Source organism: Undibacterium pigrum, assembly GCF_003201815.1.
Lineage (GTDB): Bacteria > Pseudomonadota > Gammaproteobacteria > Burkholderiales > Burkholderiaceae_D > Undibacterium > Undibacterium pigrum.
Window position 1 is genome coordinate 535,574 of record NZ_QJKB01000003.1, and the last position, 26,135, is coordinate 561,708.

Sequence of the window (26,135 nt, forward strand, 5' to 3'; positions counted from 1 at the left end):
TTGTCTTGATAAGATGGATGATGCTATTTGATGAATATATTACTCTTGAACGTAAAGTAACCCGGGTTTTGAATTTGGTGTTGCTGTTGCTGTTGCTGTTGCTTTTGACCTTGCTTTTGACTTTCCGAATTTCCCATGTGTAGACGCCGTTTGTGCAGTACAGAAAATGGATTGAGAAATGCCCGTGTTTGAGCGCAGCGAGTTTCGGGCGTTTCCCATTTTTTGTACTGCACAAACGGGAACCCCGCAGGGGCGGCTACGCCTGGGTCGCCTTTTTGGCCCACCTTTTTTGGCGAGACAAAAAGGTGGGTAGCCGCCGGTCTACCACCGGCCTGCATTCTTAAATAACGCATGCAGGCAATTAAAAACGAACTCAGAAATATCGCTTCGTTTTTAAGAATACGTTGACCGGAGGTCGAGTGTTGGGCTGGTGAAACATAGCCCAACCTAAGAACTAGCGAGGCCCAGCCAAACCTACGAACTCGACCTCGTCCTTAATCCATACCCTCATTTAAACTGATAATTAAACGACAGCTTCACTATCCTCCCCAAAAAATTATCATAATTATTAACCCCATAATTCCCACGCGGATCATATTCCGGCCTGTGATTAAACAGATTCTGAATATTCAAATCCAGCTTCATATCCTTCCTCAACCGCCATGAAATATTACTGGTCCAGGTCGTGATGGAAGCTATACCCTTGCTGCACAAAGATTTTGGTGTATCCAGCCGCGTTTCACATGACTCCTGATCGTAGGATGGATCATACCAGCCGCCCACGCCTTGCAGCCTTTGTGGTCCGGTGTAGTTGGCGGCGAGAGCCAGGTCCCACTGACCGTAATTCCACAAGGCCGAGAAACGGCCCGTGATGCGTGGGCTGTTATAGGCACCGACAGAGTTCTCTTGCCATTCACCATCAGCACCCTTGACGATAAAACGACGGGCAATGGTAGTTTGCAGGCCGAGGTTGAGGCGGCCATATTCACCCAGGCCAAAACGAGCATTGGCATTCACATCAAAGCCATCAACCAAGGTTTGTGACTGGTTGATATAACTGCCTATCATGCCGCCCACCTGGCCAACAGTATAGACAGGCAGCTTGCTGCACAAGCCAGGGTTGGCGGCACACACAGCAGCAGCCTGCCCCTGGTTGGCCTTGTCTTGCGGCGAGACTGGTGTGCGCAGCATGACACCGGGCACGTCAGCTATGTCAGGGCCAAATTTGGCGATGGCGCGTTCCAGCAACTGATTATAATTTTCCGGGTTGATTTCATTTTTGCGATTGATAAAATAATAATCAGCAGAAATATCAAAGTCTTTTGTGGGCTGGAAGACAAAGCCGACTGTGGATATCCTGGCTTTTTCTGGCATCAGTTTTGAATTGGGGCTGGTGACGCCGCCTATGTTATAGGCACTGCATTCTGAGTTCAGCAAGTTTTTGCCGGTTGTGACATCACTGGCATTGGCTGACTTCATGAGTACATCGGCAATCGCATTGGTTTGCGCGCAGCGTATGGGATCTTGTACCTGGCTCACGGCATAGATGCCACCCGTGCCTGACTCTGCCAGGCTGGGCGCGCGGAAGCCTTCTGAGTAGGTGCCGCGTACCAGCAGGGTATTCAGGGCTTGCACTTTGAGACCGACCTTGGGCACGATGTTATTGTCAAAGCCGGGGTATTTATCATCACGGATGGCAAAGTCAGCTTCTATGCTCCTGGTGATGGGTGCCAGAAATTCAGCAAACAAGGCCTGGCTGGTGCGCTGGCCCTTGAACCAGGAACCGCCCTGCCACCAGATATCGCCATTCGCTGCTGCCGTGTCGCCAGGGCTGGAATAGTTTTCATAATTGAGGTTGAAGCCAGCGGCCATCATCAAGTCACCTGCGGGCAGGGTGGCGATCTTGCCTGAAATTTTTCCATCGAGATTGGCGACCTTGTCCCAGGAGGGGTATTGCACATTCGGGTACATTTTTTCCAGCAGAGCACGGTTGCTGGCATTGTCGACACCGAATTTATACGCCGGGTTATCACTCATGATGGTGTAACCGGTTTTGGGGTCAGTAGTATATGGACCAAACGCTGCCAGCAAACCACTGACACTGGGGTTACTGCCGCGCTGGTTCATGACGCTATGCGTCTCTGCCAGGGTCAGGGCAGTTTCCCAGTCCCAGCGGCCGGTATTACCTTTCAAGCCAGCAACGAGGCGGAATTCATCATCCACCGTGCTTTGTTTGGCCAGGCCCGCCGCATCAAGAAAGCGGTAAGAAATACCGGCAACGCCACCCATATTGCCCTGCAATTTTGCAGGCAAAGTGTTGTAAGGATTTTTGGCTGACAGATAAGGAAAGGTCAGAGTATTGAGTTTGACACCCGTATTACGCGCATACCAGGAAGGATAATCACCACTGCTGAAATTTGGCGGCCCCACTGCGGTAGTGAGGTCTATATGGGTGACAGCCAGCTCGGCAAAGGCTTGCACATTGTCATTGATATCAAAGTGGGCGCTGATGAAGCCATTGGTGCGTTTGGATGAAGGCACCCAGAATTTACCGAGGTTCAGGGTATTCAAGGCGCAGGTAGTATTGCTGCCATCTGCCTTCAGTGACAGGGGGGTGGGGCAACCCTGGGCCGGTGCGCGGTTGGTACCGACACTACTGAAGGCGAACAGGGTGCCGGGGTTAAGCACACCGGGGCCGCTGCCTTCGGTAATACGCATATTCGTTAAAAAACTGGGATGATATTTGTAGTAGTCGTCAGGTATGGACGACAATATCTCGGGCAGATAAACCGCATCACGCTGGTAATAACTGAGTGTGCCAAAGATATTGAACTTGTCTTTGGCGAGGTCACCAAAGCCATAAGTAAAGGCGGCACCATATTCGCCATTGCTATTGGTCTGCATGGATTTTTGCGCATTCACGCGCACATCCAGGCCACGATAACTGGTCTTGGTGATGACATTGATAACACCGGCTATCGCATCAGAACCATAGATTGCCGACGCACCATCAGCCAGTATTTCTACCCTCTCTATCGCATCGACAGGGATGGAATCTATATTCACGAACTGGTACTGGAAACCATAGGTTGCGCCATAGCTGGACAGGCGGCGGCCATTCAGCAAGACCAGGGTTGCCTGCGTGCCCAGGCCGCGCAAGTTGGCAGAAGATGCGCCGTCCATGCCAGTAAACAGGCTTTGCGAATCTTTCAGGTCAGGTACATTGGCACTGATATTTGCCAGCACTTGTTGCAGGGTACTGGCCCCCATTTGTTCTATCTGTTCACGCTTGACGATCTGTATCGGTGATGCCTGCTCCTTGTCTATGCGCTTGATGCTGCTGCCGGTAATTTCTACCCTTTGCGTATTCTTCTCGGCTTCTGGCGTATTGTCCTGTGCCTGCACGGCAACAGGCAGCATCATGCTGCCAAAGGCCAGGCAAAGTGCGCGTGTCATTACTGTCTCACGTATTTTCATTTTTCTGTTTTTCATGTTCCTGGTCTCTGTTTGGCTGAGGTTTCCGGGTGACAGACGTGAGCGGTCCCTGCATGCCGCTCTCGCGTATGCTTGCGCTTTTGTCTGTTTACAAATCGGGAATCTGAATATGTTTTGCTAGTCAACATCATTGAGGTGTCTGGCAAACTCTTGTGGAGCTTGGCACACCTGATTCGACATGAAAAAGTCTAAGTCGTATATGAATGTCACGCCATCGACATATTTTTAACTTCACGTTTAGCTAAATTTGATGGTGGTGAACTAGTTGATTTGTAACGGAGTGAATAAAGCAGCCCCTCGCACATGGATTGATTTTTGAACTACGGTAAAATCCTGCGCTCTGATGCTCAAGCCGTCGCCAAGCAGCTCTCTCAAATAAAACCATGACACCTTATAAAAAAAGCAAGCCGGCGATGGCTTTGGCAGCAACATCTACACATCATAAGCAGCGCCTGTGTGTCCTCTTGCTGGGCACACTTTTTACTGAAACCATCTGGGTAAATCCAGTATTGGCGCAGACCGTTGCCAATCCGGCAAAACCTGCGGTCAGCACGACAAGCAATGCAGAAAAACCGGCTGCGGCCAAGCCTGCGCCTGTTACTCCAATTACTCCAGCAAAGTCAGAGAACAAGCCAGAAAATAAATCTGAGGATAAGTCAAACAGCAAGCCGGATGCCAAACCAGCATCGCCGCCAGAAGCTGAAGCACCAACAGTTACCGTCACAGCCGAACGCCCCAGTAATCGTATCGACCGTCAGGTCTACGATGTCAAATCCGATGTCAGCAGCACCAATGGCTCAGCCGCTGATGCCCTGAACAATGTGCCCTCGGTCAATGTAGACCCGGATGGCACGGTCAGCCTGCGTGGCAGCACCAAGGTGCAAATCCTTATCGATGGCAAGCCATCTGCGATGCTGCAGGGTGACAACCGCGCAGCCACGCTGGCGGCCATGCCTGCGAATGATATTGAATCGGTCGAAGTCATCAATAATCCAGGTGCGCAATTTGGCAATGAGGCAGGTGGCGGCCCCATCATCAACCTGGTCATGCGGCGCACGCGTCAGCCGGGTGGTTTTGGCGTCATCAATGCCAATGGCGGTTCTGCCGGTCGCTACAACACGGCACTCTCTGGCAGTTATCATGAAGGCGCATGGGGCATACAGGGTGGTGTCAACTTCCGCCATGATGGCCGTAATTCTGTGGGTGAAGCCGTGCGTGACCGTCTCGACGGTTTCAGCACGACACCGCATAACACCCAGACTTCCAGCGCAAAAGGCTTGAACAACTCCTCTGGCCTGAACGCTGCGCTGACGTATAACCTGGGTGCAAAAGATACCCTGGGTGCCAATTTTGCCTACAATGCGCGCAACAATGACCAGCAGTCGGAAGACCACTACCAGTCTTACAATGTGGACCGTAGCCTGTTCAGTGATTATGTACGTACCAGCCAGCGTAAAGGCGACAGCACCAGCTATAGCTGGGGTGCACGCCTTGATCACAAGGGTGACATCAGCGGCGAAAATCTGAAACTGGATTTGCGGGTGTCTTCCTCCGAGAATGAAAGTGTCAGCAATTATGCGAATGTATATGCAGTCAAGCCCGCCTTTATCTCTGACAGGTATAACCTGCAAGACAGTAACAGTAATGTAAGACTGGTCGATTTTACTGGTGACTATGAGCGCCCGCATGATGATGGCCTCATCAAGCTGGGTTATAAAATCGCTGATAATAAAAGTGAATTTGATACCGCTTATTTCGATATCAACCCTGTCACCAATAGCCAGACCGTAAATGCCAGCAGGACCAATCGCTACAGCCTGGATGAAGGCAATCTGGCCCTATATGGTTCTTACCAGATGCGCATCAATGAGCAATGGGGTGTGCTGGCAGGCTTGCGCACAGAATACACGCATATCGATATACGACAACTGAGCGCCAATGTCGGTGCGAAAAACCATTACCTCAGCTATATACCCAGCTTTTTTGCGAGCTACAAACTTTCCGACGATACCACCCTGCGCCTGAGTTATGCCCACCGCATACGCCGCGCAGGTGCTGCTGAACTCAACCCTTTCATCAGCTATCGTGATGACCTGAATGCGTCCAGCGGCAATCCCAAACTGAAACCCACCCAGACCGATTCTCTGGAGCTGGGCTATGAAACCCGCGTTGCCAAGCTGGATGTGAATGTCAGGGCCTACTACCGTCAGGAGAGTGATTCCATCGTGTATCGCCGCTCTTTCATCAAGAATGGCGTAGTACAAACCGTGTCAGACAATTGCAACATCGTGCAGACCACGCCAGACTGCGGCATCTTGCTGACCACGCCAGAGAATGGCGGCAGCAGCCATACCAGCGGGCTGGAATTCACCCTCAGTGGCAAGGTAACGCCCAAGTTTTCTATCAACACCAGTGGCAATCTCTTGTTTGGTGAGCAAACCTATATCAACACAGCCGGGCAAGAAGTACACAGGCCTTCAACTTCCCTGAGCGTGCGCGGCAGGTTCAATTATCAGCTCAGTGATGATGATCACCTGCAACTGAGCCTCAATAGCCAGGGCCGCACCGTATCCGGCGAGGGTTATCGCCAGCCCAATTCCACGGCCAATTTCAGCTATCGCCACAACATCACCAAGAGCCTGAACCTGGTAGTGAATGTGACGGATATCTTCAATTCCAACAAGACAGAAACCCAGGTCGATACTGATATCCTGAAAGAAAGAAGCATACGCCGCTATGATGGCCGCCTGATCTACGTCGGCTTTTCTTACCGCTTTGGTGGTGTGACACCGGGTGGCGGCAATCCCCGCCCACCGCGTGGGTGAGACGAATATTGCAGGGAATGTGACAAATAAAGTCACAGCTTTAGTTTTTCCCTGCGTCTTCTCGCAAGCAAAGCCCGGTTTTGGGGTAAAGTGATGCCAGTGCTGTACCTGCCTTCAGGCAGAGTCGGCAAGAATTTGACATAGATCAAGTAAATGTTTGCCTGATGGCGGCATCTTAAGCTGGCTGGTAGCGCATCTGTTTCTGTAGTGACAATGTCGCATGGGCAGCCTTTGATGCCGTTCAGGTCATTGCCATTACAACGAGACAAACCATCATCATGCGTATTTTGCTAGCAGAAGACGATAGCGTCCTGGCTGACGGCCTCACCCGTTCGCTGCGGCAATCCGGTTATGCCACGGATTGCGTCAACGACGGCGAGGCAGCCGATACCGCCCTGACTACCCAGGACTTTGATTTACTGATACTCGACCTCGGCTTGCCCAAGCTCAGCGGCCCGGAAGTCTTGCGTCGCCTGCGCGCGCGCAATTCACGCCTGCCGGTGCTGATACTGACGGCGGCAGATTCGGTAGAGCAAAGAGTCAAGGGGCTGGACCTGGGGGCGGATGATTACATGGCCAAACCCTTTGCCCTGTCTGAACTGGAGGCGCGTGTGCGTGCCCTGACGCGCCGTGGTGCCGGTGGCGGGCCTACTGTCATCAAGCACGGGCCGCTGACCTATGACCAGGTCGGGCGCATTGCCTATATCCATGAACAGATGCTGGATTTGTCGGCGCGTGAACTGGGCTTGCTGGAAGTGCTGCTGCAACGCACCGGGCGGCTGGTGTCCAAGGAACAATTGGTCGACCACCTCTGCGAATGGGGTGAAGAAGTCAGCAATAATGCCATCGAAGTCTATGTACACCGCCTGCGCAAGAAAATAGAAATTGATGGGGTACGCATCGCCACCGTGCGCGGCCTGGGTTATTGCCTGGAAAAATTCTTTGTTCCTGCGTCTCCGTCCGGCGCTGTCCCGACAGTAACAACTGAACAAAAATGAGTGTCCCGCCAGGCAGTGCCGACAGCGACGCAGTAGCGCCTGACAGCACGGCAGGCAAGCAGCCGGAAGAAAAAATCCAGCGTTCATTGTTTGGCGAAATCCTTGACTGGATGCTGGCCCCGCTGCTGTTGTTATGGCCCATGAGTATCGCCATCACTTATCTGGTGGCAAAGTCCATCGCCAACCAGCCCTTTGACCGGGCGCTGGAAGACAATGTGCTGGTGCTGTCACAGCAAGTCAAGGAAATTGACGGGCAGACCATTACCCAGCTCAGCAATCCGGCGCGCGATATTTTACGTGCCGATGATCTCGACAATATCTATTTCCAGATCAAGGGCCTCAAAGGCGAAGTGGTCGATGGTGACCGCGATTTGCCCGCCCCGGCAGAAGAAGACAAACCACCCGCAGGCAGCGTGCAATTCAGGAATGCTGTCTTGCGCGGCATAGACATACGCATAGCCTATAGTTATATCGACCTCAACAAGACGGGCAAGCGCGGTCCTGGTATAGACACACGCAAAGACCCCCACCTGGCACTGGTGCAAGTGGCAGAAACCCTGGAAAAACGCAGCCTGCTGGCCAATGAAATCATCAAGGGCGTGATACTGCCGCAATTCATCATCCTGCCGATTGCCCTGGCCCTGGTTTGGTTTGCACTGAGCCGTGGCTTGTCGCCGCTGGCAGAATTGCAGCAAAGGATAAGAGCGCGCAGGCCGGATGATCTCAGCCCCATAGACTCGCGCCATGTGCCGGAAGAAATCACGCCGCTGGTCAAATCACTCAATGAAATGCTGGAGCGGCTGGCGCAAACCATCGCCATCCAGAAACGCTTTATTGCCGATGCCGCCCACCAGATGAAGACGCCGCTGGCGGGCATGCGCATGCAATCTGAGCTGGCCCTGCGCCAGACTGACCAGCATGAGATACATCAATCCCTGACACAGCTGGCCACCAGCTCCGAGGCTGCCACCCGACTGGTGAATCAGTTACTGACACTGGCGCGCGCAGAAAACCTGGCCCCCACCAACCAGCCACGCGAGCAAATCGATCTCAATATCCTGGCACGCAACGTCGTCCAGGACTGGATACAGGCTTCGTTTGCAAAAAAGATAGACCTGGGTTTTGAGCAGGACAGAAATGCGGTACTCATCTTTGGTAGCCCGCTGATGCTGCGTGAAATGCTCAGTAACCTCATCGACAATGCCTTGCGCTACACCCCGCAAGAACATAGCGTGACCGTGCGTGTACGCATAGACCATGATGAGGCACTGGCGATACTGGAAGTTGAAGATAACGGCCCCGGCATACCGCAGACTGAAAGAGAACGCGTGTTTGAACGCTTTTACCGCATCCTGGGCAGCAATGTGCAAGGCAGTGGCCTGGGCCTGGCTATCGTACGCGAAATCGCCAGCCAGCATGATGCGCGCATACAGATACTGGATAATCCGCAGCCACAAGACCCTGCTTATCCCGGCTGCCTGTTCCGTATTTCTTTCCAGCTGAATCCCTATGATGAAGTAGCCATGGAAGGCTTGTCATGAGCAATAAAGCAGACAATACGGCTGGCGTCAGCAAGCACTACTGGCGTCATACCAGAAGGCTGACCACGGCCTTGCTGGCGTGCTGGGGCGCATTATGCTTTGGCGTATTATTTTTTGCGCGTGAATTATCGGCACTGACTTTCTTTGGCTGGCCTTTTTCCTTTTACATGGCAGCACAGGGCTTGACGCTGAGTTTTGTCATGATACTGGCTATCTATTCCCTGGCTATGCACTGGATAGGCCGCAAGCAAACAGGACATTGATCACATGCCACAAAAACGCTTCACCCAGAAACTGACGCTGTACTATTTGTGGTACACCCTGCTGTTTTTTATTTTCCTGATCAGCCTTGCGATACTGGAAAAAGAAGGCGTGCCGCGTGCCTGGATAGGTTATCTCTTCATGTTCGCCACCATCGTGCTGTATGCAGGCATAGGCGTGGTCAGCCGCACATCCGACATCAGTGAATATTATGTCGCCGGGCGACGTGTGCCTGCCGTCTTCAATGGCATGGCCACCGCTGCCGACTGGATGTCCGCCGCCAGCTTTTTAAGCCTGGCTGGTGGCCTGTATCTGCAGGGGTTTGATGGCCTGGCCTACATCATAGGATGGACTGGCGGCTTTTGCCTGGTGGCGATGCTGATAGCGCCCTATCTGCGCAAGTTTGGGCAATACACCATTCCTGATTTTCTTGGTGCGCGCTTTGCTGGCACACCTGAAAATAATATGGTCAGGATCATCGCCGTGTTTGCTACCGTCTTCATCTCCTTCATTTACGTGGTGGCACAAATCTATGGTGTGGGCCTGATCACTTCGCGCTTTACCGGCGTGGATTTTTCGGTTGGTATTTTCCTGGGCCTGGCCAGCATCCTGGTGTGTTCTTTCCTTGGCGGCATGCGCGCCGTTACCTGGACCCAGGTGGCGCAATACATCATCATCATCATCGCGTTTTTGATACCTGTGGCCTGGCTGTCGGTCAAGCATACCAATAACCCGGTTGCCCCATTGTCATATGGTGCCGTGCTGCCTGAACTGGTCAACAAGGAAAAGAGCTTCCAGGCAGACCCAAGGGAACAGGAAGTGCGCGCCATCTACCGCCAGCGCGCTGATGAGCTACAAAAGAAAATACAGCAACTGCCGCTTTCATGGGAAGAAGGCCGGCTGGAATTGCAGCACAAGCTTGATGAATTAAAGTCTGGCAATGCCTCGCTGCTGGAAATCAAGGCTGCCGGACGGGTGCTGGCCAACTATCCCAAGTCACCCCAGGAAGCGCAAAACCGCTGGGGTGATATCCGCAATAATTATCTGAACAAGGCGCAACCCGGCTTTTCCAAATACACGCCTTATGCCGCAAAAGACAAGAATGAGTCCGACAACAAGCGCAATAACTTCATGGCGCTGGTGCTATGCCTGATGATGGGCACAGCCGCCCTGCCCCATGTGCTGGTGCGCTACTACACCACACCCACCGTCAAGGAAAGCCGCGACTCGGTATTCTGGTCGCTGTTCTTTATCATGCTGTTGTACATCACCATCCCGGCGCTGGCCATCCTGGTCAAATACGATATCTACAATTCCCTGGTGGGCACTGAATTTGCAAAACTGCCCGCCTGGGTCACTTACTGGGCCAATATAGACCGCATCAACCCGCTGGTGAACATTACCGACATCAACCATGACGGCATAGTACAACTGGCCGAGATCGTGCTTGATGGCGACATCGTCGTGCTGGCCACGCCAGAGATTGCCGGGCTGCCCTATGTTGTATCTGCCCTGGTCGCCGCCGGTGGCCTGGCCGCCGCCCTGTCCACCGCAGATGGCTTGCTGCTGACCATATCGAACTCACTGTCGCACGACATCTATTACAAAATCATAGACCCGCAAGCATCTACCCAAAAGCGCGTGACCATTTCCAAACTGCTCTTGCTGGTGGTGGCCCTCGTTGCCGCCTATGTGGCCTCGCTCAAACCTGCAGATATCCTGTCACTGGTGGGCGCGGCCTTTTCGGTCGCAGCATCTGCCCTGTTCCCTGCGCTGGTGCTGGGCATATTCTGGAAACGCGCCAACCGCCAGGGTGCCATCTGCGGCATGATCGCAGGCTTTATCATGTGCGTGTTCTACATGCTCTACACCCACCCCCTGTTCGGTGGCAATCCCGCCAACCAGTGGTTCAACATCGCCCCTATATCCGCAGGCGTGTTTGGCGTACCGGCAGGTTTCATCACCATGCTAATAGTCAGTTTTTTTACCCCAAAACCGGATCAAAAAACGCTGGAGCTGGTGGATTTTATACGGCAACCCTAAAGAGTTATTGTAAGATCAAGCGCGATTCAATCCAGCATTTGCAAGCTGCTGACCATGATGACAGGATCGCGGTCATCGACATTCGTGTAGGCATATGCATAGACATGGACGATGGCTTTTTTCTCGTAGGCGTATCGGGCGACTTTTTTGTAAAAGCCGTCCCATAAGCTTTTTTGAGCATGCACGCGATAAAAAGTCACAGGCGTTTTCTGCCATAGCGGGATTTTCTTTTCTTCATGCTCATCGGGGGCGAATATCAGAGTATTGCCAAACTCTTCTGATACTTCGGTGTGTATCTTACCCTTGATAGTTACCCGACCAGAGAACAGATAAGTATGCTCAGGAACGTCACCAGGCTTGCTACAAAAATTGCTCAGCCTGAATGGCTTACCCAAAGTAAAAGATGCACTATCTTCCGGCGTGGGACAGCGACACAGGCTCTGGTCTTCTGCAGCGATCAATGGGGCAGTTTTTGTCCCTGTATTGTCACGCGTTTTAAATGCCAGCTCGGACGTAAATACTGCAGGTATTACGCAAGATGAGGCAGCCTGACTATTTACCGCAAAGAGTGAAAAACCCAATAAAACTGAGAAATATTTAAGATTCATGGGAGACATTACTGGTTATGTGTGCAGAGTCATTTTCAACAAAATTGTTGTGGTCCCGGTCCTGATAAAATTCTGAGCCTAACCAGGTTATTGCAATGCAGCCAGGCTAACTCTCCTTCAGTTGCTTGCCCTATTTGCCGCGACCTGGCTCATATCCGTCGTATCGCGGCAAATCCGCATCCAGATCATCCCAGCTTGCTCTTGACGAGACAAAGTTATGCGAAACTGGCCTTTCTGTGATCTCTGTATCCAGGATACCCAATCTCAGGCGTAACCTGTCCGGTGCCTGTTCATTGCTGCTGAAAATGGGAGACGCGCATACTTTGCAAAAATGCCGCTTTTTACCTGGAGCAGTTTCGTAATGATGAATGGATTCTTGCCCGGTTTTTATCAGCATGTCTTTGCTATTCACAAATCCATTCGTCGCGTATGCAGTGCCGCTACTCTTTCTGCACTTTGAGCAGTGACAATGAATGATCGCGTCTATCGTGCCAAGCACTTTCAATGTTACTGCGCCACAAAGGCAACTGCCCTGGTACATATATTTCCTTCTTTATTGCTGAAGATTTATTGATGAAACAGCCTGATATTTAAACCGGTGCTGATTTTACTCTTGCTTTCAGGAGAATCGATCGTCAAATGCACTGTCAGGTTCCGACACCTGGTCCTCAGAATTGACCACCTTGACCGGAACGACTTTGGTTATGACAGGCGATCCTTCCATCAGGGTAGGCAATATCTTAGACATGACCCAGCCATGCGTCCGCAAATAAGTCTTGCCGTGAACGTTCATGCACCAAGGCAGAGCCTGATCACCCGTAGGTGTAAAAAAGCGAACCAGCTTGCCGCCGCGATACTGTTCAATGATGCAGTCGGTATTTTTCATTTAGCTTCTGTATATGGGCCATGTCAGGACTCGACCACGGAAGCTTTATTGCTGCGGCCGTGGCGCTGCACAAGAAAATACACTAAAACGGCTATCAGTACGAAGGCAATTTGAGTAACCGCTGTCACCAAACCGTGAGTTCTACGCTCAAGAAACGCTTCAACAGGCCAGAGCAATAACAGGGAGAAAAATGCCGAAACTTCGCTGAGAGATCTGGTTTCAGTTCAGGAAGCGCCTTTTTCGCCAGAGCCATTTGGTGCAACGCATCGCAAGGATGGCTATCGCAATAATGATGAAGGACGCGATAGTATCCCGTATTGGCGATGTGCCATAGCCGAGCATAATGATTGGCATGGCAAAGAAAAAGACCATAAGGAAAGCCGAGATCAGGGACAAAGTGCGCACGACAAAAGTCATGGAAGGGTCTAAATTGCTATCGAAAGACAGGCTTGCAGCATACCATCTCTGCCTGCTTCGACAATAATCCGGGAACCAGTCTTTGTGTTTGCAAAAGCATGATATTTGTACCAAAATGAGATTATGCGTACACTTTTTGGGGCCGCACTGCCAAGGATGGCACACTACTTATCAGAGGTTTTAAAGCATGCACAAGACATTACAACAAAGGTTCACGGCACGGATGCAGCAAGTGCAGGCAGGTTCAGTGACAGGGCCGGGCGAGCTGGTCACACCAGCACAGCCAGACGCCGGGAAACTGGCGGCAATATTGGCGAAGCTTACTCCAGAGCAGTTCCAGAATTTTCTGGCGATGTCAGACGATGAGCAGAAAGCATTCGTGGTATCCCAGAAAGAACAGCAAGCGACGCCCAAAAAGTAATACATCGGTCGGCAGCGACGCTGCACAAAGTACCGGTACAACGGATGCACTGGCATCCCTCTTCTTACTCCTGCTGCAAAAGATCAACTGGCCTAGGGCCACGCATATGGGGTCAGTCTCAAAAGACGACAATTCTAAAATAAGAGACTATTGCAAAATTAATCTGGCGTTGTTGCGCCTCCTTGTCGTACTAAAGTACCGCCAGCGTCGGCGACGCATTGCCATCTTAACTTTGCAACAGTCTCTAAGAAATGTATTAATGTAAGACCTGACTCAAGCTTTGCCGCATCTTTCATTATACGGCAGCCGTGAGGGTTTTTCAGGATGCTTGCAGGCAGTAAAATACCGCCATGTCCAGGAGGTGCATAAAGCACTTGGCTACTGCTGCACTTCCCCATTTTTACTGATACCTGTCTTACTGGCTTTAAGGTAAATTACCATGCGCTCATCCAATTTTGAAACCAGGCTTAGCTCCCCCCATGCCAGCGTTCTTGTTATTTTTCTTGATGTGCTGTATACCCAGCCTTGTTACGGCGGATGACTGGAGAGGACTTCTGGGGCTTCTTATCGTACTGTTCTCCCTCCCGGTGACAGCCATCAGCATGGTGGTGAGTCTGGTGCTTATCAGCAAGTGCAAGTTCAGAACATCTGGTTTTTTCTCAAAGTATGCTGCCAGTTTTATTGCTGTTACAGCCGTACTCGTCATGTTCAGCTATATGTGGAATTATAAAAAATCACTGCTTTATCCGCTACAGGAAGAATCGATACTGCTGGTCATCATTCTGCTACCGGGATTCATACAATATGTGCGGCGGCACCGACATGATCAAGAAATTCCGCAAGACTGAAGTCCATTTGTAATAACTGACAGGGAGAAAAACCATGACAAAACTTTCGTCCAACGCTCAACTTGTTTCGACCATCTTCGATGAAGTCGCCAAAGGGAATGGTGTCCCTTTCTGGGAGGCCTGTCATGAGGATCTCGTCTGGAGAACCATAGGGGATAGCTCATGGAGTGGCGAATTCGTCGGCAAACGTGTCATCATTGATGAAATCTTCCGCCCCCTTGGTCGAGTTCTCATTGAACGTGCCACGATTCCCAGTCAACTGATAGATGGTGGCGACATCATCGTATTGCAGGCCAAAGGCAAAAACCTCACCACTGACGGCCAGCGATATGACAACGATTATGTCTTCGTGATCCATTTCAGAGATGGCAAGATCGCCCGATACGAAGAATATTGCGACACTGAGTTAATCACTCGAATTTTGCCTGACCGCATCGCTGCCAAGGTCATGCTCAAGTCCAGGCCCACTTAAGCCGGACATCAAAGATTGCCTGCGCCAGCAGCGTAGTGGCACAACACGGGTTCGCAAATATCGGGCAGGTCATACATTCACTGATCATCACAGAGTGACGGCGCTATAGTTTGTCATGTTTCGCTTCTTCATGGAATTCGCCATCCGATAATTTCCAGATATAGCTCTCAGTCCCAGCTTCATGATCTGCATGGAATATTCCTGTCAGATATCCCCGCTTCATTCACAGATTTGTATTTACAATCAGGGCACTTTAGCATTAATGCTGTAAGTGTTTGATGCGCCAAGAATATGTGCAGCATCAGTTTAAAAATCAGCGTAGTTTTTTAAACTGATGCTGACCTCATTTGTTCATTTTTTTGACCCCATTTTTTTGAATCTAATCGGAGCTACGCGGGCTAGCTTTTTCGACCAATTCGATAGCATCAGTGTCAACAGCAATTGCATGAATTTCCGTCTCTCCATCTTGCCTTTTCCAAATCAGACTTACCCAAACCAGACCATCTTCATAGACATCAAATACAGGTAAGACTTGCCCAAGCATTGACGAAACATCTGCATGCTCATCTCCAGCCAATCGCTTTAGGATAGAAGGGCGAATACGTAATAAACGAACTAAATCATCATTTTCAACAATGTTGCCCAACCTATCTGATCCAAGGTATTTTTTCATTTTTTCCAATTTAATTATGAATTAAATCACCTCCGGCAAAGCCGGAGGTTTATTGCTGGGGTGCCTTGAAGGTGCTGGTAACCCTTGATCCGCCTAAAGGTGGCTACACGTAAAATAGGGGCAGGTCTGACATTAAGACAATTTCAAACTATGGAAATGCATGAATGAAAGGCCTGATACCGGCTTTGAAATGTTTGTCATAGTCTGCTGTCAATGACTTGATCCACCTAAGGATCAAAACCAGATTAGCATAAAAGCAAATCACTTACTCTACACAGAGCTGGGGCACCAGGCTTAGTAGAGACACCAATACAATTCCAGCCAGCTCTCACCATCACCCGGAGAGAGACATATCGATAGCGTAGCGTTATATCCGCCATCGTGATACCAAAACTCCAGTGCCGTTGACACCATCTCGTCTGTCAGCAATTGAACGAGTTTTTCTGCCAATTCTATCCGTGGCACTGCGTTAGACTGCGAAGGTGTTCCCAGGACTTGGTTAAGAAAGATGGAGATACCTCTGATATCAACCTTGACAAAAGAACCAGCTGAACGATCGGTGTCGCGGCCTACATAAGTAACTTCAAGATTATTCCTGTCAAAACTCGCCGGAAAAGTTATCGCTAGCCCACCCTGAGGGTATTGCCCGTGAGAAATCGCAGCCAGGCTTTCGAAAAAACCTTTGAGACGAGGTGGAAGCACGTCGACATCGTCGGCACTGAAGGTCTGCCGTGCAATGCCATCTTCCAAGGCTTGCTCGCTTGACAGAGCTGGACGCCCCTTCATGATCCATTCACTTACTGCCAGGGCAGTGTCGGGCTGGGATTGAAACTCCCGAATACATCTATTGTCAAAAGCTGATGGATTTCGAGCAACCTCAGATGCAAATCGGGAAATAAACTCCCGCTCCTCAATTGCATAAGAAGACGCCTCGTCAGGAGTCAGGCGAATACTTACATCAAACAAGCCCACAGATCCGCAAGTGACGACAACAATAAATCCTGTGCCGTCGGAGAAGAGCATCCAGGACCAGGGCTCTGCAGCTATTACATTCATAATGGGTAGCCAATCGACAAAATCTTTAGCAGAGCAAGCACATAACATCTTGTGCATTATCTATAGGCTACTTGACTACCAGGGGCTAATGGGTGAGCCCATATTTTCTGTGTAATGGGTGACCACAGTTATTTTTCGAGAACGCCTCTCAATTATTCAAACATAACTTCCAACAGCGGTCATTCGTAATTGATGGTTTAAGCTTGTCCCCAGCTAATAAACCATGCTGTACACTTCCAGACATGGTCAGTGTAAAAATAATGGCAACCAACAAACCCATTGGGAAAGAGTCAATAAGCTCATCAAATGTTTTTTTGCTTAGGATAGTTTTCGAAAAAAGAAATACAAGCACAAAATGTGAAATTTGCCCTATAGAACCTAGAATTACTAAATACCAATTTATTTCTGGTGAATTTTCCGTCCTGCTTTTAAACCAACATAAGTCCCATGACAGAAAGTTACCCAAAAAAACTATTACATATGCAATAGTAGCTACAATCACAAAGAATCGAATAAAATTTCTCATTTTTCACAGCACTCTTCAACAGTGACTTTTTTCACTCTCGCCGTTCCGTTCATAATTGAAGCTGACCAAACATCTGTATCCGCACCCAAACCTTTGGTATCAGAGCAAGCTCCACCCATCGCCATTTCACCATATGGAGACAATTGAGTTCCGATACCGGTACTCGCTGAAATATTTGAAAACGCACCATTAAAAACATATGCATTAATATAAACTAAGCCATCATCCATACTTAAATTTGTACCACTTGCTGAAGTGAAACTGCTTGGTCTACCGCCAGCAGAAATAGTTGGGCCTGATACGTCGCCCTCAACTCCTCCTAATGCAACTAACCTGAATGTGGCTGGCACCGTGAAATCGTAGGCCTGTTGCTGAAATATGATGATGCGCATACTTGAGGTTTCGCTTTACTAAACCAGATTTTAGAGCTACGCCGACTTACTTTTCTTTAGTTTCTTTACTTTCATCAGTATTTGGGTGACCAAAAAAATGAGCCCGGGCTCGTTTAAAAGAATTAACAACATTAATTCCAGACAAAACAAAAACGACAATAAAAAAAACAAAACACAACGCGTTTATAAGCGTCTGATTCAAGCCTGCACTTTTACCGAAAGAGATAGTCAAGAAAAAAATCCCAAGACAAATCAATATTGCAGGCATATGCCATTTGAAAATTTTTTTCTGTTTCTTGTCCATTATTCTTTCTCCTGGTTTCGGCAAAATAGGGGCTTACATTACGACAATTTCAAACTAAGAAAATGTATGAATATAAGACCTGATCCCATCTTCCCGCGAATGCGAAGCTAGAACTCATAAATTACTACCGTCAAGTTTGAGTCCGCAATTTAAACATTTTCTTGAAAAGCTGTTATAGACATGGGGCGAAAAAAAGTCTGTGCCATAGCGCTTCAAGTGAAATTTCTCACCACACCTAGGACAAAGGTATGAGTGAAGAAAAAAACTGAGAAAGAATCCGACAAATGCCCAGAAAAAAAATAGTTGGTAAATCGGCAGAACCGCATGCTTGAAGCTCGATGGAAGCACCAAAAAACTAGCAGCAAATAGAATCGTCACTAGCCATGGAAAATGGCAAACAAACCTAAGCATGCGTAAAGAACTTAGTTTCTCTTGGATTTCCAAAGGGGTTTTTGGTGTGTGCGACATATTGAGTTCTAGCATTTGAATTGTGGGGCGGCGTAGCCGTACCACACGAATGATAAGTTATACATCGTCATCTGGCTTATCCATGAAGTCCTGCCATTCATTTCGGTGGTACACCTCGGAATTTTGCGAACATGGGGTCTGGAAATTATGGTGGATTTTCAAACTGATGCCAACCCCTTCTACTATGAAAAATCATCTTTACCAATCAAATCATCATTAGTTTTTTTCACATCCTTTGGACGTACTTTTTCTGGCGTAGAAAACAGACACACTAAAACCGCTATCCCTATGACAAATAAATCTACCCAAAATGGAGTCCAAGGCAATAGTAATTTATACGCCCCAACAAGGATCGCGCCAATACACAAAAGTGAAATTTTTACGTGAGGATTCATAATTTTTACATTCAAAATCAAAATGGGGTCAGGTCCTACAGTACGACAATTTCAAACTAAGACAACGTATGAATGTAAGCCCTGACCCCATCTTTGAAAGTGGGCAATTTCACAGCCCATGCTTTCAGTTGAGCCTTGACGAAAATGCGTATTGTACTATTGTCAGTTCGGCTACCTTGAACAGCTTGGCGACAAAAAAACCACGTTAGGGTTAGCCACAATGTTATCTGGCACGTTTCTTGATATGCTGTATTGGAACCGTAACCACGAGACGAGAACATGGCCAAGTTTTTCAATGAAATGCATGCCTATGATGCCGCTGCAACGGATGGCGCGGGCGGAGAATTGACGCGGGAACATTACCGAGAGTTTTGTGACTGGCTGGCGCAGCAACCTGCCGAGAGGCTGAAACGCAAGCGGGCTGAGGCTGATCTGAGCTTTCGCCGGGTGGGTATTACCTTTGCCGTGTATGGTGACGATGCTGGTACGGAGAGGCTGATTCCGTTTGACATCATCCCGCGCATTATCCATGCGGGTGAATGGGCTCAATTGCAAAAGGGCCTGGCGCAGCGGGTACAGGCGCTGAACATGTTTATCCATGATATTTATCACGACCAGAATATCATCAGGGCGGGCATCATCCCGGCAGAGCAAATCTATAAAAATGCTCAATATCGACCTGAAATGCAGGGTATTTCAGTCGCTTCTGACATTTATGCCCATATTGCGGGTGTGGATATTGTGCGTGCTGGCGAGGGTGAATTCTACGTACTGGAAGACAATTTGCGGGTGCCCTCTGGCGTGTCTTACATGCTGGAAGACCGCAAGATGATGATGCGGCTTTTTCCTGAACTGTTTGCGCGTAACAAGATTGCGCCGGTTGATCATTACCCTGACATGCTGCTGGATAACCTGCGCTCTGTCGCGCCTATGGGGGTGGATAACCCGACTGTAGTGGTAATGACACCGGGCATGTATAACTCGGCGTATTTTGAGCATGCCTTCCTGGCCCAGCAAATGGGCGTGGAACTGGTCGAGGGCCAGGATTTGTTTGTGAATGACAATGCTGTCTTCATGCGCACCACGCGTGGCCCCAAACGGGTGGATGTGATTTACCGCCGCATTGATGATGATTTCCTTGACCCGCTGGCTTTCCGCCCTGATTCTTCTCTGGGTGTACCAGGCTTGCTGTCGGTGTATCGCGCTGGTCGTGTGACACTGGCGAATGCGATAGGCACGGGCGTTGCGGATGATAAATCGATCTATCCTTTCGTGCCGGACATGATCAAGTTTTATCTGACAGAAGAACCGATATTAAATAACGTGCCAACTTACCAATGCCGCAAACCCGAAGACCTGTCTTATACGCTGGCGAATCTGGGGGACCTGGTCGTCAAGGAAGTGCATGGTGCTGGCGGTTACGGCATGCTGGTGGGCCCGGCTTCGACCAAGGCGCAGATAGAAGATTTTCGCCAGCGTCTGCTGGCCAAGCCTGATGGTTATATTGCCCAGCCTACCCTGGCATTGTCTGCCTGCCCTACCTTTGTTGAAAACGGTATCGCTCCGCGCCATATCGATTTGCGCCCCTTTGTCTTGTCTGGAAAAACCATCTCCATGGTGCCGGGCGGGCTGACGCGGGTGGCCTTGCAGGAGGGTTCACTGGTGGTCAACTCATCGCAAGGCGGTGGGACGAAAGATACCTGGATACTGGAAAACTGAGTCAGGAGAAAAATATGCTGAGCCGCACCGCTGATCATTTGTTCTGGATGGCGCGCTATACCGAGCGCGCAGAAAATACTGCCCGCATGCTGGATGTGAATATCCAGACTTCGATGTTGCCACAGTCTGCCGAAGATGCTGAACGTGGCTGGCGTGCCATGCTGGGTATCTCTGAATTGCAGTCTGCCTTTGACCATCAATATGGCTTGCTGACGAAGAAGGATGTGCTGGACTTCATGGTCAGGGACCCGATGAACCCCTCTTCCATCGCCTCATGCCTGAAGGAAGCACGCGAGAATGCCCGTGCGGTACGCGGCACGCTGACGACCGAGGTATGGGAAACCCAGAATGCTACCTGGCTGGACATGCAGGACAGGTTGTCAGACACGGTACTGGAAAACGACCCCAGCCAGTTTTTTGAATGGGTCAAGTATCGCTCTCACCTGTCGCGTGGTGTGACCCTGGGTACCATGCTCAAGGATGAGGCTGTACACTTTATTCGCCTGGGTACCTTCATAGAACGTGCCGACAATACTGCACGCATTTTGGACGTGAAGTTCCATGGTGCCAAGGACAACGGGCGCGGCAGTGACAGCCTGCAAAGGGATTTTTACTATTGGGCGGCTTTGCTGCGCTCAGTCTCCGGCTTTGAGATTTACCGCAAGGTCTACCGTGATGTGATCACCCCTGAGCGGGTGGCAGAATTGCTGATGCTGCGTGGTGACATGCCACGCTCTTTGCTGGCATGCATGGATGAAGTCGTCGCCAACCTGAAAGAAGTACGCAATGATGTATCGGCAGACACTGAGCGTTTTGCTGGTAAGCTGCATGCAGAATTGCAATTTGCCCGTATTGAAGAAATATTGGCAGAAGGTTTGCATGACAACCTGACGCGTTTCCTGGAAAACATTTTTGACCTGGGTAATCGTGTCAGCCGCGACTTCCTGGTCCCACTGGCGGCTTGAGAAAACCATATCATGCAACTCTTCATACGTCACCAGACTATCTATAAGTATTCAGCACCGCTGACTTACACCATACAACAATTGCGCCTGACACCACGCGCAGAACAGCACCAGCATGCGATTTCATGGCAGATCAAGACTGCAGGACAGCGCCATGCCTATATCGACGCCTATGGCAATCCCTCGCATACCCTGACCATCACGGGCCAGCATCATGAGGTTGCCATCATTGCCGAGGGTGTGGTTGAGCTGACCACGCCTTATCAGGGACGCATCACCGACCCGGATACTTTTTCGCCCCTGGTGTTTACCGTACCAACACGCTTGACAGAGCCAGTACCGGCGATAGTTGACTTTGCAGCCAGCCATTTACCAGGTGAAGGCAAAACCACGACGGCCGCACTATTAAATCTGGCGACGCACATCCGTGGTGCGGTGGAGTACCAGTCTGGTGCAACCATCGTCACGACCAGTGCCAGCGATGCCCTGCAACTGGGCCGCGGTGTCTGTCAGGACCATGCCCATATCATGCTGGCTTGTTGCCATGCCCGCGGCATACCGGCACGTTATGTTTCTGGCTATATTGATCCAGAATCCACCGGCCATGCCGATAGCCACGCCTGGGTCGATGCCTGGGTAGAAGACAACGACTATAGCGGCTGGGTCAGTATCGATGCCACCCATGCTGCCCTGATGACGGATGCCTATTGCCGTCTGGCTATTGGCCGTGACTATGATTCTGCCGCACCTGTGCGTGGTGTGCGCCGTGGCGGTGGACTGGAAACCTTGAGTGTGACGGTGCAAGTGACGCCTCGTTGAGCCTGGTTGCGGTATTGCCCTACAGGCAATCCAATATGACAAGCGTATTTCAGCGCCCCGCTTTCAGGTAGAATTAGCGTTTCGATAGATCAAGAATCCGTACTATATGACTTACTGTGTTGGCATGCGCCTGGACGCCGGGCTGGTGTTTCTTTCTGATTCACGCACCAATGCAGGCGTCGATCATGTGGGTACTTTCCGCAAGATGTCGGTATTTGAAAACCCTGGCGACCGCACCATGGTGCTGATGACGGCGGGTAACTTATCTATTTCACAATCCATACGCCAGTTGGTGTCTGACCATGTCGATGCCAGCGGCAATAGCATCTGGACCGCACCAAATATGTACGAAGCAGCCCGCATCCTGGGTGAAGCCGTACGCACAGTGCATCATCGCGATGCCAAGTCGCTGCAGGAATTTGGCATCGATTTTAATGTCAGCCTGATTTTTGGTGGCCAGATAAAGGGTGAACGTTGTCGTTTATTCCAGATTTATTCTGCCGGTAACTTCATTGAGTCGCACAATGAAAATACTTATTTCCAGATAGGCGAAGCCAAGTATGGCAAGCCCATACTTGACCGTGTCGTTACCCCTGCCACACCGCTGGATGAAGCGGCCAAGTGCGCGCTGATATCGATGGACTCTACCCTGCGCTCCAACGTATCAGTTGGCTTGCCGCTGGACTTGCTGGTATATGAGGACAATAAACTGGCGATCACCCATTTCGTCACCATCGATGAAAAAAACCAGTACTTCCAGATGATACGCAACACCTGGGGCCAGCAATTGAAATCGGTATTTGAAAGCATAGACGCGCCGGTCTGGAACGCCAGCCCTGAAGTGCAGGGCAATGTCTTGTCAGCCACCAATATGCACAGCAAACCTGTGCGCGTGGCAGTGCCGCAAGAATTGCTGAATACGGCGCTGACGCCATCCCCCTTGCAGTCTCTGGCACAAGGAAATGACGACCATACGCAGGCGTAAAATTTTTACCGTTTGACGAAAGATTGCCCTGTGCCTGCACAGCGATTGACGCGTTAAGCAAATAATTTGTATCGCAATATTTGCAACTTGCTGATGATTTCTTCTTTCTTGGCCAGTATGGGATTTTCTACATAGTGCCAGGAAAGAATGGCGAGCAGCGCAGTCATCAGCACGGACGAGATAATCATCGCGACGACAGAAACTCCAGGTACAAGAGCGATAATCATTTGCTGTATGGGAAAAGCATAGATGTAAGCGCCATATGAATAGTCTCCCAGCACATTAAATTTCCGGATAAACCCTGCTGGAACGTAGGCAAGGTAAAACAGCAGGTAAGCGATCGTCATGCAATAGATGGCAAAGAAAATTTCTTTACCTGCGTACAATGCGCACAATTCCAGACCGGCAAAAAGCAGAAAATACCGTGGCCTTAGCCGGATTTTTTCTCTCCAGATATAAAACGACACGCCTGTAAAAAACATAAAAATGAAGCGGATTAAATGGCTCTCGTTTTTTCCTGAAAAATTTTTCATGACCAGCAATACGCCAGAAGAAAGCGCCAGCACGGTAATCAAAAATTCCAGAGAGATAATTTTTGACGCATGTATTTTTAATTTTGCGATAGATTTAAAAATTGCCCAGAATATCAGCAACAGCAAGTACATCTTCAATTCATAAATAATGGTCCATAGCGAACCATTCATCGCCGTAAACTTATGGTTTTCAAACACGCCCGGCAAGCTCATTGAAATCCCGGCTAATACCGTCATGCCCTTAAAAAGAAATTTATAGGTTTCTGGATTTGTAAAATAAGAAGAGTAAGCCAGGCTGGTAAACACAGGGCCAATAAGAAAAACACTAAAGACCGTGAGAATAATCAAGGCGGGAAAAATTCTTAAAAATCTTGACGTGAGATAGTCCATCGCGCTGGCTCTTACCAGCAAACTCTTGCCGACCAAAAAACCACTGCTGATAAAGAAAACGTCAACAGCCAGGGTTCCAACAGACATCCCTAAAAAACCTGACAACGGCTCCTGATAACCAAGCAAAGAAAAACTGTGCCCAATCAAAACTGCGATTGCGGCAATGATACGTATCAGGTTGAAATTATTGTCGCGACCAACAGCATACTTCGATAAAGCCATATTTTAATATTCAACAGTGACTGGATGTCTGCAAGTGCTACACAGACATATTGTTTGACGACATGCGGGAAGTAGCCTGCTATCCATTTTTTAAAAGTGGCAATCTGAGCAAAAGACAGAATGCCCTTTTGCGGATGGTCAGGAAGATTTGATAATTGCGTGCCTGCGCTGAACAAATTTATTCCATAAGTGCAAAACAAAAGTGCAGTCGCTTGCTCAGGGAGATGCACGATCTTCTCCGAATCTCCGATGTGGACGTGCAAATACCTGACGATGACAGTTCATGTCATTCGCTAAAGCGTATTCATCAAGACGAGTTGGGTTTTATGTTTCAGGCGCGGCTTACTTCAACGCAGGTCTATGCACTCATCCAAAAAGTGCATGGAACTTCAAGCAAAGCCTGCCCTGAGAAGACTGTTTCAACTTGATTCAAAAATCTCCTGAAAACGATGATGCAATTAAGTAATATCTTGATACTACAGAAATATTAACCAATAATCAATTGATTTTTTCAGAACACTTTTGAATAAGTAATTACATGATTTGAACGGAGCTTGCACTTATCCCAGTTGCTGGAATACCGTGAAATAAACCCCAATTTACCGGCATAGATTGCGTAGATCAGTCTAACGGCAATACGTGCTCTTATCACGTTCGGCAATAGCCCTGTCATTGGCGTCTGTCCTGGCACCATTTCCATGCACTGCCTTGCCGCTCAGTATGTCTTTGGCGAGATTGCAGCGGGTAGTATCGTCGTCCTTGCGATAATCTACCCTAGGCGAAGGCTTGGCTGCGTTTGCCTTGGCTGCCTTGTCATCCTCTTCCTGCTTTTGCACTTGACGCTTGCGGAATTCAATTTCCTTGTCTTGCCAGCTTTGCGCTGGTGCCGCATTTGCTGAATCTGCTGAGGGTCTTATTTTTACCTCCTCTACCTTGGCTCTTCCTGCGTCATCCTTTTTTTCGGAATAATGCGTTTTCCCATTGGCATCAACCCATTTATAGATTTCTGCCTGGCTGGCAGCAGTGGCAAATAACAATGTCAGGCAAGCCGCCTGCAGGCTTTGTTGGAGAGTAGATTGCTTCATTTTTCAGGAATTTCGCTAAAGGTGTCGAACAATATCAGAGCTGGGGCGAGGAAACAAATAACTAAAGTCATACATGATGGTCATGAACAAGGCAGTTTTCCCGGCCTCTTATCGTAGTTTCATATTAATCGAGGCCGCATTGCCATATTTCACTTCTTGCCCTTGGTTTTGCGCCATGCGCAATCACTTGCATGATCATTCACCATGCCTATGGCTTGCATATAGGCGTAGATGATGGTCGAACCTACAAACTTGAAACCGCGCTTTAACAAGTCTTTGGAAATGCGGTCAGACAATTCTGTGGTGATAATACGCTCACCATCATTGATGATGGGCTTGCCATCGACGTAAGCCCACAAATAGGCATCGAGACTGCCTTTTTCTTCACACAGGCGCAAGTAGGCTTTGGCATTGGTGATGGCCGCAGCCACCTTGAGACGGTTTCTGACTATGCCTGCGTTGGCCAGCAGAGTGGCAACTTTGGCATCATCATAAGCGGCTATTTTTTTGGCATCCCAGCCATCAAAGGCTAATCTATAGTTTTCACGCTTGTTGAGTATGGTTTCCCATGAAAGACCAGCTTGCGCACCTTCCAGATTGAGCATTTCAAACAGTTGTACTTCATCATGGCAGGGCACACCCCATTCATGGTCGTGATAATGCAGGTAAAGTGGATTAGAGGGATTGGCCCAACTGCAACGTGTCTTCATATGTAAAAAGCCATGTGGAATGAGATATGATATGCAAAAAAGCGATTTTTAACAAAAATTTTCAATTCAAATTGACAT

At 49.4% G+C, this 26,135-nt stretch carries 27 protein-coding genes; 12 read left to right on the top strand and 15 right to left on the bottom strand.

Annotated elements, in window-relative coordinates:
* Window positions 1–23 precede the first annotated feature (23 nt).
* Window positions 24–353, bottom strand: a complete 330-nt coding sequence (locus tag DFR42_RS29225; RefSeq protein ID WP_170133514.1) for a hypothetical protein — start codon at window positions 351–353, stop codon at window positions 24–26.
* Between the two features lie 154 nt (window positions 354–507).
* Complete coding sequence (locus DFR42_RS13340; RefSeq protein ID WP_211324303.1) at window positions 508–3,456, bottom strand: TonB-dependent receptor plug domain-containing protein; 2,949 nt, start codon at window positions 3,454–3,456, stop codon at window positions 508–510.
* A gap of 422 nt (window positions 3,457–3,878) precedes the next feature.
* On the opposite strand from DFR42_RS13340, the gene DFR42_RS13345 reads away from it, so the two are divergent.
* The 5 genes from DFR42_RS13345 (at window position 3,879) to DFR42_RS13365 (ending at window position 11,163) form a co-directional block, all read left to right on the top strand.
* On the top strand, window positions 3,879–6,320 hold the full coding sequence (locus DFR42_RS13345) for an outer membrane beta-barrel family protein (protein WP_245936951.1): 2,442 nt from the start codon (window positions 3,879–3,881) through the stop codon (window positions 6,318–6,320).
* A gap of 278 nt (window positions 6,321–6,598) precedes the next feature.
* Window positions 6,599–7,318 (top strand): response regulator transcription factor, encoded by a 720-nt coding sequence (locus tag DFR42_RS13350; protein WP_110255452.1) that lies wholly within the window; start codon window positions 6,599–6,601, stop codon window positions 7,316–7,318.
* Entirely contained in the window at window positions 7,315–8,859 is a 1,545-nt protein-coding gene (locus DFR42_RS13355; protein WP_110255453.1) for a sensor histidine kinase, read from the top strand. Before DFR42_RS13350 ends, DFR42_RS13355 begins: the two co-directional genes overlap by 4 nt.
* Window positions 8,856–9,122, top strand: coding sequence for a DUF4212 domain-containing protein (locus DFR42_RS13360; RefSeq protein ID WP_110255454.1), 267 nt, complete (start codon window positions 8,856–8,858; stop codon window positions 9,120–9,122). Before DFR42_RS13355 ends, DFR42_RS13360 begins: the two co-directional genes overlap by 4 nt.
* 4 nt (window positions 9,123–9,126) lie before the next feature.
* On the top strand, window positions 9,127–11,163 hold the full coding sequence (locus DFR42_RS13365; protein WP_110255455.1) for a sodium:solute symporter family protein: 2,037 nt from the start codon (window positions 9,127–9,129) through the stop codon (window positions 11,161–11,163).
* Window positions 11,164–11,189: 26 nt separating this feature from the next.
* Here DFR42_RS13365 and DFR42_RS13370 read toward each other — a convergent pair whose 3' ends face one another.
* The 3 genes from DFR42_RS13370 to DFR42_RS13380 form a co-directional block, all read right to left on the bottom strand.
* Entirely contained in the window at window positions 11,190–11,771 is a 582-nt protein-coding gene (locus DFR42_RS13370; protein WP_110255456.1) for a hypothetical protein, read from the bottom strand.
* 130 nt (window positions 11,772–11,901) lie between these two features.
* Window positions 11,902–12,312: a GFA family protein gene (locus DFR42_RS30000; RefSeq protein ID WP_110255457.1), complete on the bottom strand. Its 411-nt coding sequence runs from the start codon at window positions 12,310–12,312 to the stop codon at window positions 11,902–11,904.
* A 78-nt stretch (window positions 12,313–12,390) separates the two neighbouring features.
* Window positions 12,391–12,657 carry a hypothetical protein gene (locus tag DFR42_RS13380; RefSeq protein ID WP_110255458.1) on the bottom strand — a complete coding sequence of 89 codons (267 nt, stop codon included), beginning with the start codon at window positions 12,655–12,657 and terminating at the stop codon, window positions 12,391–12,393.
* Between the two features lie 604 nt (window positions 12,658–13,261).
* Here DFR42_RS13380 and DFR42_RS13390 point away from each other — a divergent pair.
* The 3 genes from DFR42_RS13390 (at window position 13,262) to DFR42_RS13400 (ending at window position 14,815) form a co-directional block, all read left to right on the top strand.
* On the top strand, window positions 13,262–13,495 hold the full coding sequence (locus DFR42_RS13390; protein WP_110255460.1) for a hypothetical protein: 234 nt from the start codon (window positions 13,262–13,264) through the stop codon (window positions 13,493–13,495).
* Window positions 13,496–13,974: 479 nt separating this feature from the next.
* Entirely contained in the window at window positions 13,975–14,343 is a 369-nt protein-coding gene (locus DFR42_RS13395; protein ID WP_110255461.1) for a hypothetical protein, read from the top strand.
* 34 nt (window positions 14,344–14,377) lie between these two features.
* Complete coding sequence (locus tag DFR42_RS13400; protein WP_110255462.1) at window positions 14,378–14,815, top strand: nuclear transport factor 2 family protein; 438 nt, start codon at window positions 14,378–14,380, stop codon at window positions 14,813–14,815.
* 379 nt (window positions 14,816–15,194) lie between these two features.
* Here DFR42_RS13400 and DFR42_RS13405 read toward each other — a convergent pair whose 3' ends face one another.
* The 6 genes from DFR42_RS13405 to DFR42_RS29000 all read right to left on the bottom strand — a co-directional run bounded on the left by DFR42_RS13405 (window position 15,195) and on the right by DFR42_RS29000 (window position 18,629).
* On the bottom strand, window positions 15,195–15,488 hold the full coding sequence (locus tag DFR42_RS13405; RefSeq protein WP_110255463.1) for a hypothetical protein: 294 nt from the start codon (window positions 15,486–15,488) through the stop codon (window positions 15,195–15,197).
* Window positions 15,489–15,782: 294 nt separating this feature from the next.
* Window positions 15,783–16,601 (bottom strand): hypothetical protein, encoded by an 819-nt coding sequence (locus DFR42_RS13410; RefSeq protein ID WP_110255464.1) that lies wholly within the window; start codon window positions 16,599–16,601, stop codon window positions 15,783–15,785.
* 91 nt (window positions 16,602–16,692) lie between these two features.
* Window positions 16,693–17,070 (bottom strand): hypothetical protein, encoded by a 378-nt coding sequence (locus tag DFR42_RS13415; RefSeq protein WP_110255465.1) that lies wholly within the window; start codon window positions 17,068–17,070, stop codon window positions 16,693–16,695.
* Window positions 17,067–17,462: a hypothetical protein gene (locus tag DFR42_RS28995; protein WP_146218844.1), complete on the bottom strand. Its 396-nt coding sequence runs from the start codon at window positions 17,460–17,462 to the stop codon at window positions 17,067–17,069. The genes DFR42_RS13415 and DFR42_RS28995 overlap by 4 nt, the downstream gene beginning before the upstream one ends.
* A 46-nt stretch (window positions 17,463–17,508) precedes the next feature.
* Window positions 17,509–17,766: a hypothetical protein gene (locus tag DFR42_RS13425; RefSeq protein ID WP_110255467.1), complete on the bottom strand. Its 258-nt coding sequence runs from the start codon at window positions 17,764–17,766 to the stop codon at window positions 17,509–17,511.
* Window positions 17,767–18,416: 650 nt separating this feature from the next.
* Window positions 18,417–18,629 carry a hypothetical protein gene (locus DFR42_RS29000; protein ID WP_146218845.1) on the bottom strand — a complete coding sequence of 71 codons (213 nt, stop codon included), beginning with the start codon at window positions 18,627–18,629 and terminating at the stop codon, window positions 18,417–18,419.
* Between the two features lie 279 nt (window positions 18,630–18,908).
* Here DFR42_RS29000 and DFR42_RS13430 point away from each other — a divergent pair, with 279 nt between their 5' ends.
* From DFR42_RS13430 to DFR42_RS13445, 4 genes are all read left to right on the top strand, one after another.
* Complete coding sequence (locus DFR42_RS13430) at window positions 18,909–20,348, top strand: circularly permuted type 2 ATP-grasp protein (protein ID WP_110255468.1); 1,440 nt, start codon at window positions 18,909–18,911, stop codon at window positions 20,346–20,348.
* Between the two features lie 14 nt (window positions 20,349–20,362).
* A complete protein-coding gene (locus DFR42_RS13435; RefSeq protein ID WP_110255469.1) occupies window positions 20,363–21,313 on the top strand; it encodes an alpha-E domain-containing protein in 951 nt (316 codons plus the stop codon).
* A gap of 12 nt (window positions 21,314–21,325) precedes the next feature.
* Window positions 21,326–22,132, top strand: coding sequence for a transglutaminase family protein (locus DFR42_RS13440; protein ID WP_110255470.1), 807 nt, complete (start codon window positions 21,326–21,328; stop codon window positions 22,130–22,132).
* A gap of 106 nt (window positions 22,133–22,238) precedes the next feature.
* On the top strand, window positions 22,239–23,117 hold the full coding sequence (locus DFR42_RS13445; RefSeq protein WP_110255471.1) for a proteasome-type protease: 879 nt from the start codon (window positions 22,239–22,241) through the stop codon (window positions 23,115–23,117).
* A 53-nt stretch (window positions 23,118–23,170) separates the two neighbouring features.
* Here DFR42_RS13445 and DFR42_RS13450 read toward each other — a convergent pair whose 3' ends face one another.
* The 4 genes from DFR42_RS13450 to DFR42_RS13460 all read right to left on the bottom strand — a co-directional run bounded on the left by DFR42_RS13450 (window position 23,171) and on the right by DFR42_RS13460 (window position 26,057).
* Complete coding sequence (locus DFR42_RS13450; protein WP_110255472.1) at window positions 23,171–24,262, bottom strand: acyltransferase family protein; 1,092 nt, start codon at window positions 24,260–24,262, stop codon at window positions 23,171–23,173.
* Complete coding sequence (locus DFR42_RS29230) at window positions 24,214–24,492, bottom strand: hypothetical protein (protein ID WP_170133517.1); 279 nt, start codon at window positions 24,490–24,492, stop codon at window positions 24,214–24,216. Before DFR42_RS29230 ends, DFR42_RS13450 begins: the two co-directional genes overlap by 49 nt.
* A gap of 396 nt (window positions 24,493–24,888) precedes the next feature.
* Window positions 24,889–25,347, bottom strand: a complete 459-nt coding sequence (locus DFR42_RS13455; protein WP_110255473.1) for a DUF4124 domain-containing protein — start codon at window positions 25,345–25,347, stop codon at window positions 24,889–24,891.
* A 149-nt stretch (window positions 25,348–25,496) separates the two neighbouring features.
* Entirely contained in the window at window positions 25,497–26,057 is a 561-nt protein-coding gene (locus tag DFR42_RS13460) for a DNA-3-methyladenine glycosylase I (RefSeq protein ID WP_110255474.1), read from the bottom strand.
* Window positions 26,058–26,135 lie beyond the last annotated feature (78 nt).

Coding starts and splice junctions, on each gene's coding strand:
- DFR42_RS29225 (WP_170133514.1), bottom strand. CDS start 353: ATGCGTTATTTAAGAATGCAGGCCGGTGGTAGACCGGCGGCTACCCAC.
- DFR42_RS13340 (WP_211324303.1), bottom strand. CDS start 3,456: ATGACACGCGCACTTTGCCTGGCCTTTGGCAGCATGATGCTGCCTGTT.
- DFR42_RS13345 (WP_245936951.1), top strand. CDS start 3,879: ATGACACCTTATAAAAAAAGCAAGCCGGCGATGGCTTTGGCAGCAACA.
- DFR42_RS13350 (WP_110255452.1), top strand. CDS start 6,599: ATGCGTATTTTGCTAGCAGAAGACGATAGCGTCCTGGCTGACGGCCTC.
- DFR42_RS13355 (WP_110255453.1), top strand. CDS start 7,315: ATGAGTGTCCCGCCAGGCAGTGCCGACAGCGACGCAGTAGCGCCTGAC.
- DFR42_RS13360 (WP_110255454.1), top strand. CDS start 8,856: ATGAGCAATAAAGCAGACAATACGGCTGGCGTCAGCAAGCACTACTGG.
- DFR42_RS13365 (WP_110255455.1), top strand. CDS start 9,127: ATGCCACAAAAACGCTTCACCCAGAAACTGACGCTGTACTATTTGTGG.
- DFR42_RS13370 (WP_110255456.1), bottom strand. CDS start 11,771: ATGAATCTTAAATATTTCTCAGTTTTATTGGGTTTTTCACTCTTTGCG.
- DFR42_RS30000 (WP_110255457.1), bottom strand. CDS start 12,312: ATGTACCAGGGCAGTTGCCTTTGTGGCGCAGTAACATTGAAAGTGCTT.
- DFR42_RS13380 (WP_110255458.1), bottom strand. CDS start 12,657: ATGAAAAATACCGACTGCATCATTGAACAGTATCGCGGCGGCAAGCTG.
- DFR42_RS13390 (WP_110255460.1), top strand. CDS start 13,262: ATGCACAAGACATTACAACAAAGGTTCACGGCACGGATGCAGCAAGTG.
- DFR42_RS13395 (WP_110255461.1), top strand. CDS start 13,975: ATGCCAGCGTTCTTGTTATTTTTCTTGATGTGCTGTATACCCAGCCTT.
- DFR42_RS13400 (WP_110255462.1), top strand. CDS start 14,378: ATGACAAAACTTTCGTCCAACGCTCAACTTGTTTCGACCATCTTCGAT.
- DFR42_RS13405 (WP_110255463.1), bottom strand. CDS start 15,488: ATGAAAAAATACCTTGGATCAGATAGGTTGGGCAACATTGTTGAAAAT.
- DFR42_RS13410 (WP_110255464.1), bottom strand. CDS start 16,601: ATGCACAAGATGTTATGTGCTTGCTCTGCTAAAGATTTTGTCGATTGG.
- DFR42_RS13415 (WP_110255465.1), bottom strand. CDS start 17,070: ATGAGAAATTTTATTCGATTCTTTGTGATTGTAGCTACTATTGCATAT.
- DFR42_RS28995 (WP_146218844.1), bottom strand. CDS start 17,462: ATGCGCATCATCATATTTCAGCAACAGGCCTACGATTTCACGGTGCCA.
- DFR42_RS13425 (WP_110255467.1), bottom strand. CDS start 17,766: ATGGACAAGAAACAGAAAAAAATTTTCAAATGGCATATGCCTGCAATA.
- DFR42_RS29000 (WP_146218845.1), bottom strand. CDS start 18,629: ATGAATCCTCACGTAAAAATTTCACTTTTGTGTATTGGCGCGATCCTT.
- DFR42_RS13430 (WP_110255468.1), top strand. CDS start 18,909: ATGGCCAAGTTTTTCAATGAAATGCATGCCTATGATGCCGCTGCAACG.
- DFR42_RS13435 (WP_110255469.1), top strand. CDS start 20,363: ATGCTGAGCCGCACCGCTGATCATTTGTTCTGGATGGCGCGCTATACC.
- DFR42_RS13440 (WP_110255470.1), top strand. CDS start 21,326: ATGCAACTCTTCATACGTCACCAGACTATCTATAAGTATTCAGCACCG.
- DFR42_RS13445 (WP_110255471.1), top strand. CDS start 22,239: ATGACTTACTGTGTTGGCATGCGCCTGGACGCCGGGCTGGTGTTTCTT.
- DFR42_RS13450 (WP_110255472.1), bottom strand. CDS start 24,262: ATGGCTTTATCGAAGTATGCTGTTGGTCGCGACAATAATTTCAACCTG.
- DFR42_RS13455 (WP_110255473.1), bottom strand. CDS start 25,347: ATGAAGCAATCTACTCTCCAACAAAGCCTGCAGGCGGCTTGCCTGACA.
- DFR42_RS13460 (WP_110255474.1), bottom strand. CDS start 26,057: ATGAAGACACGTTGCAGTTGGGCCAATCCCTCTAATCCACTTTACCTG.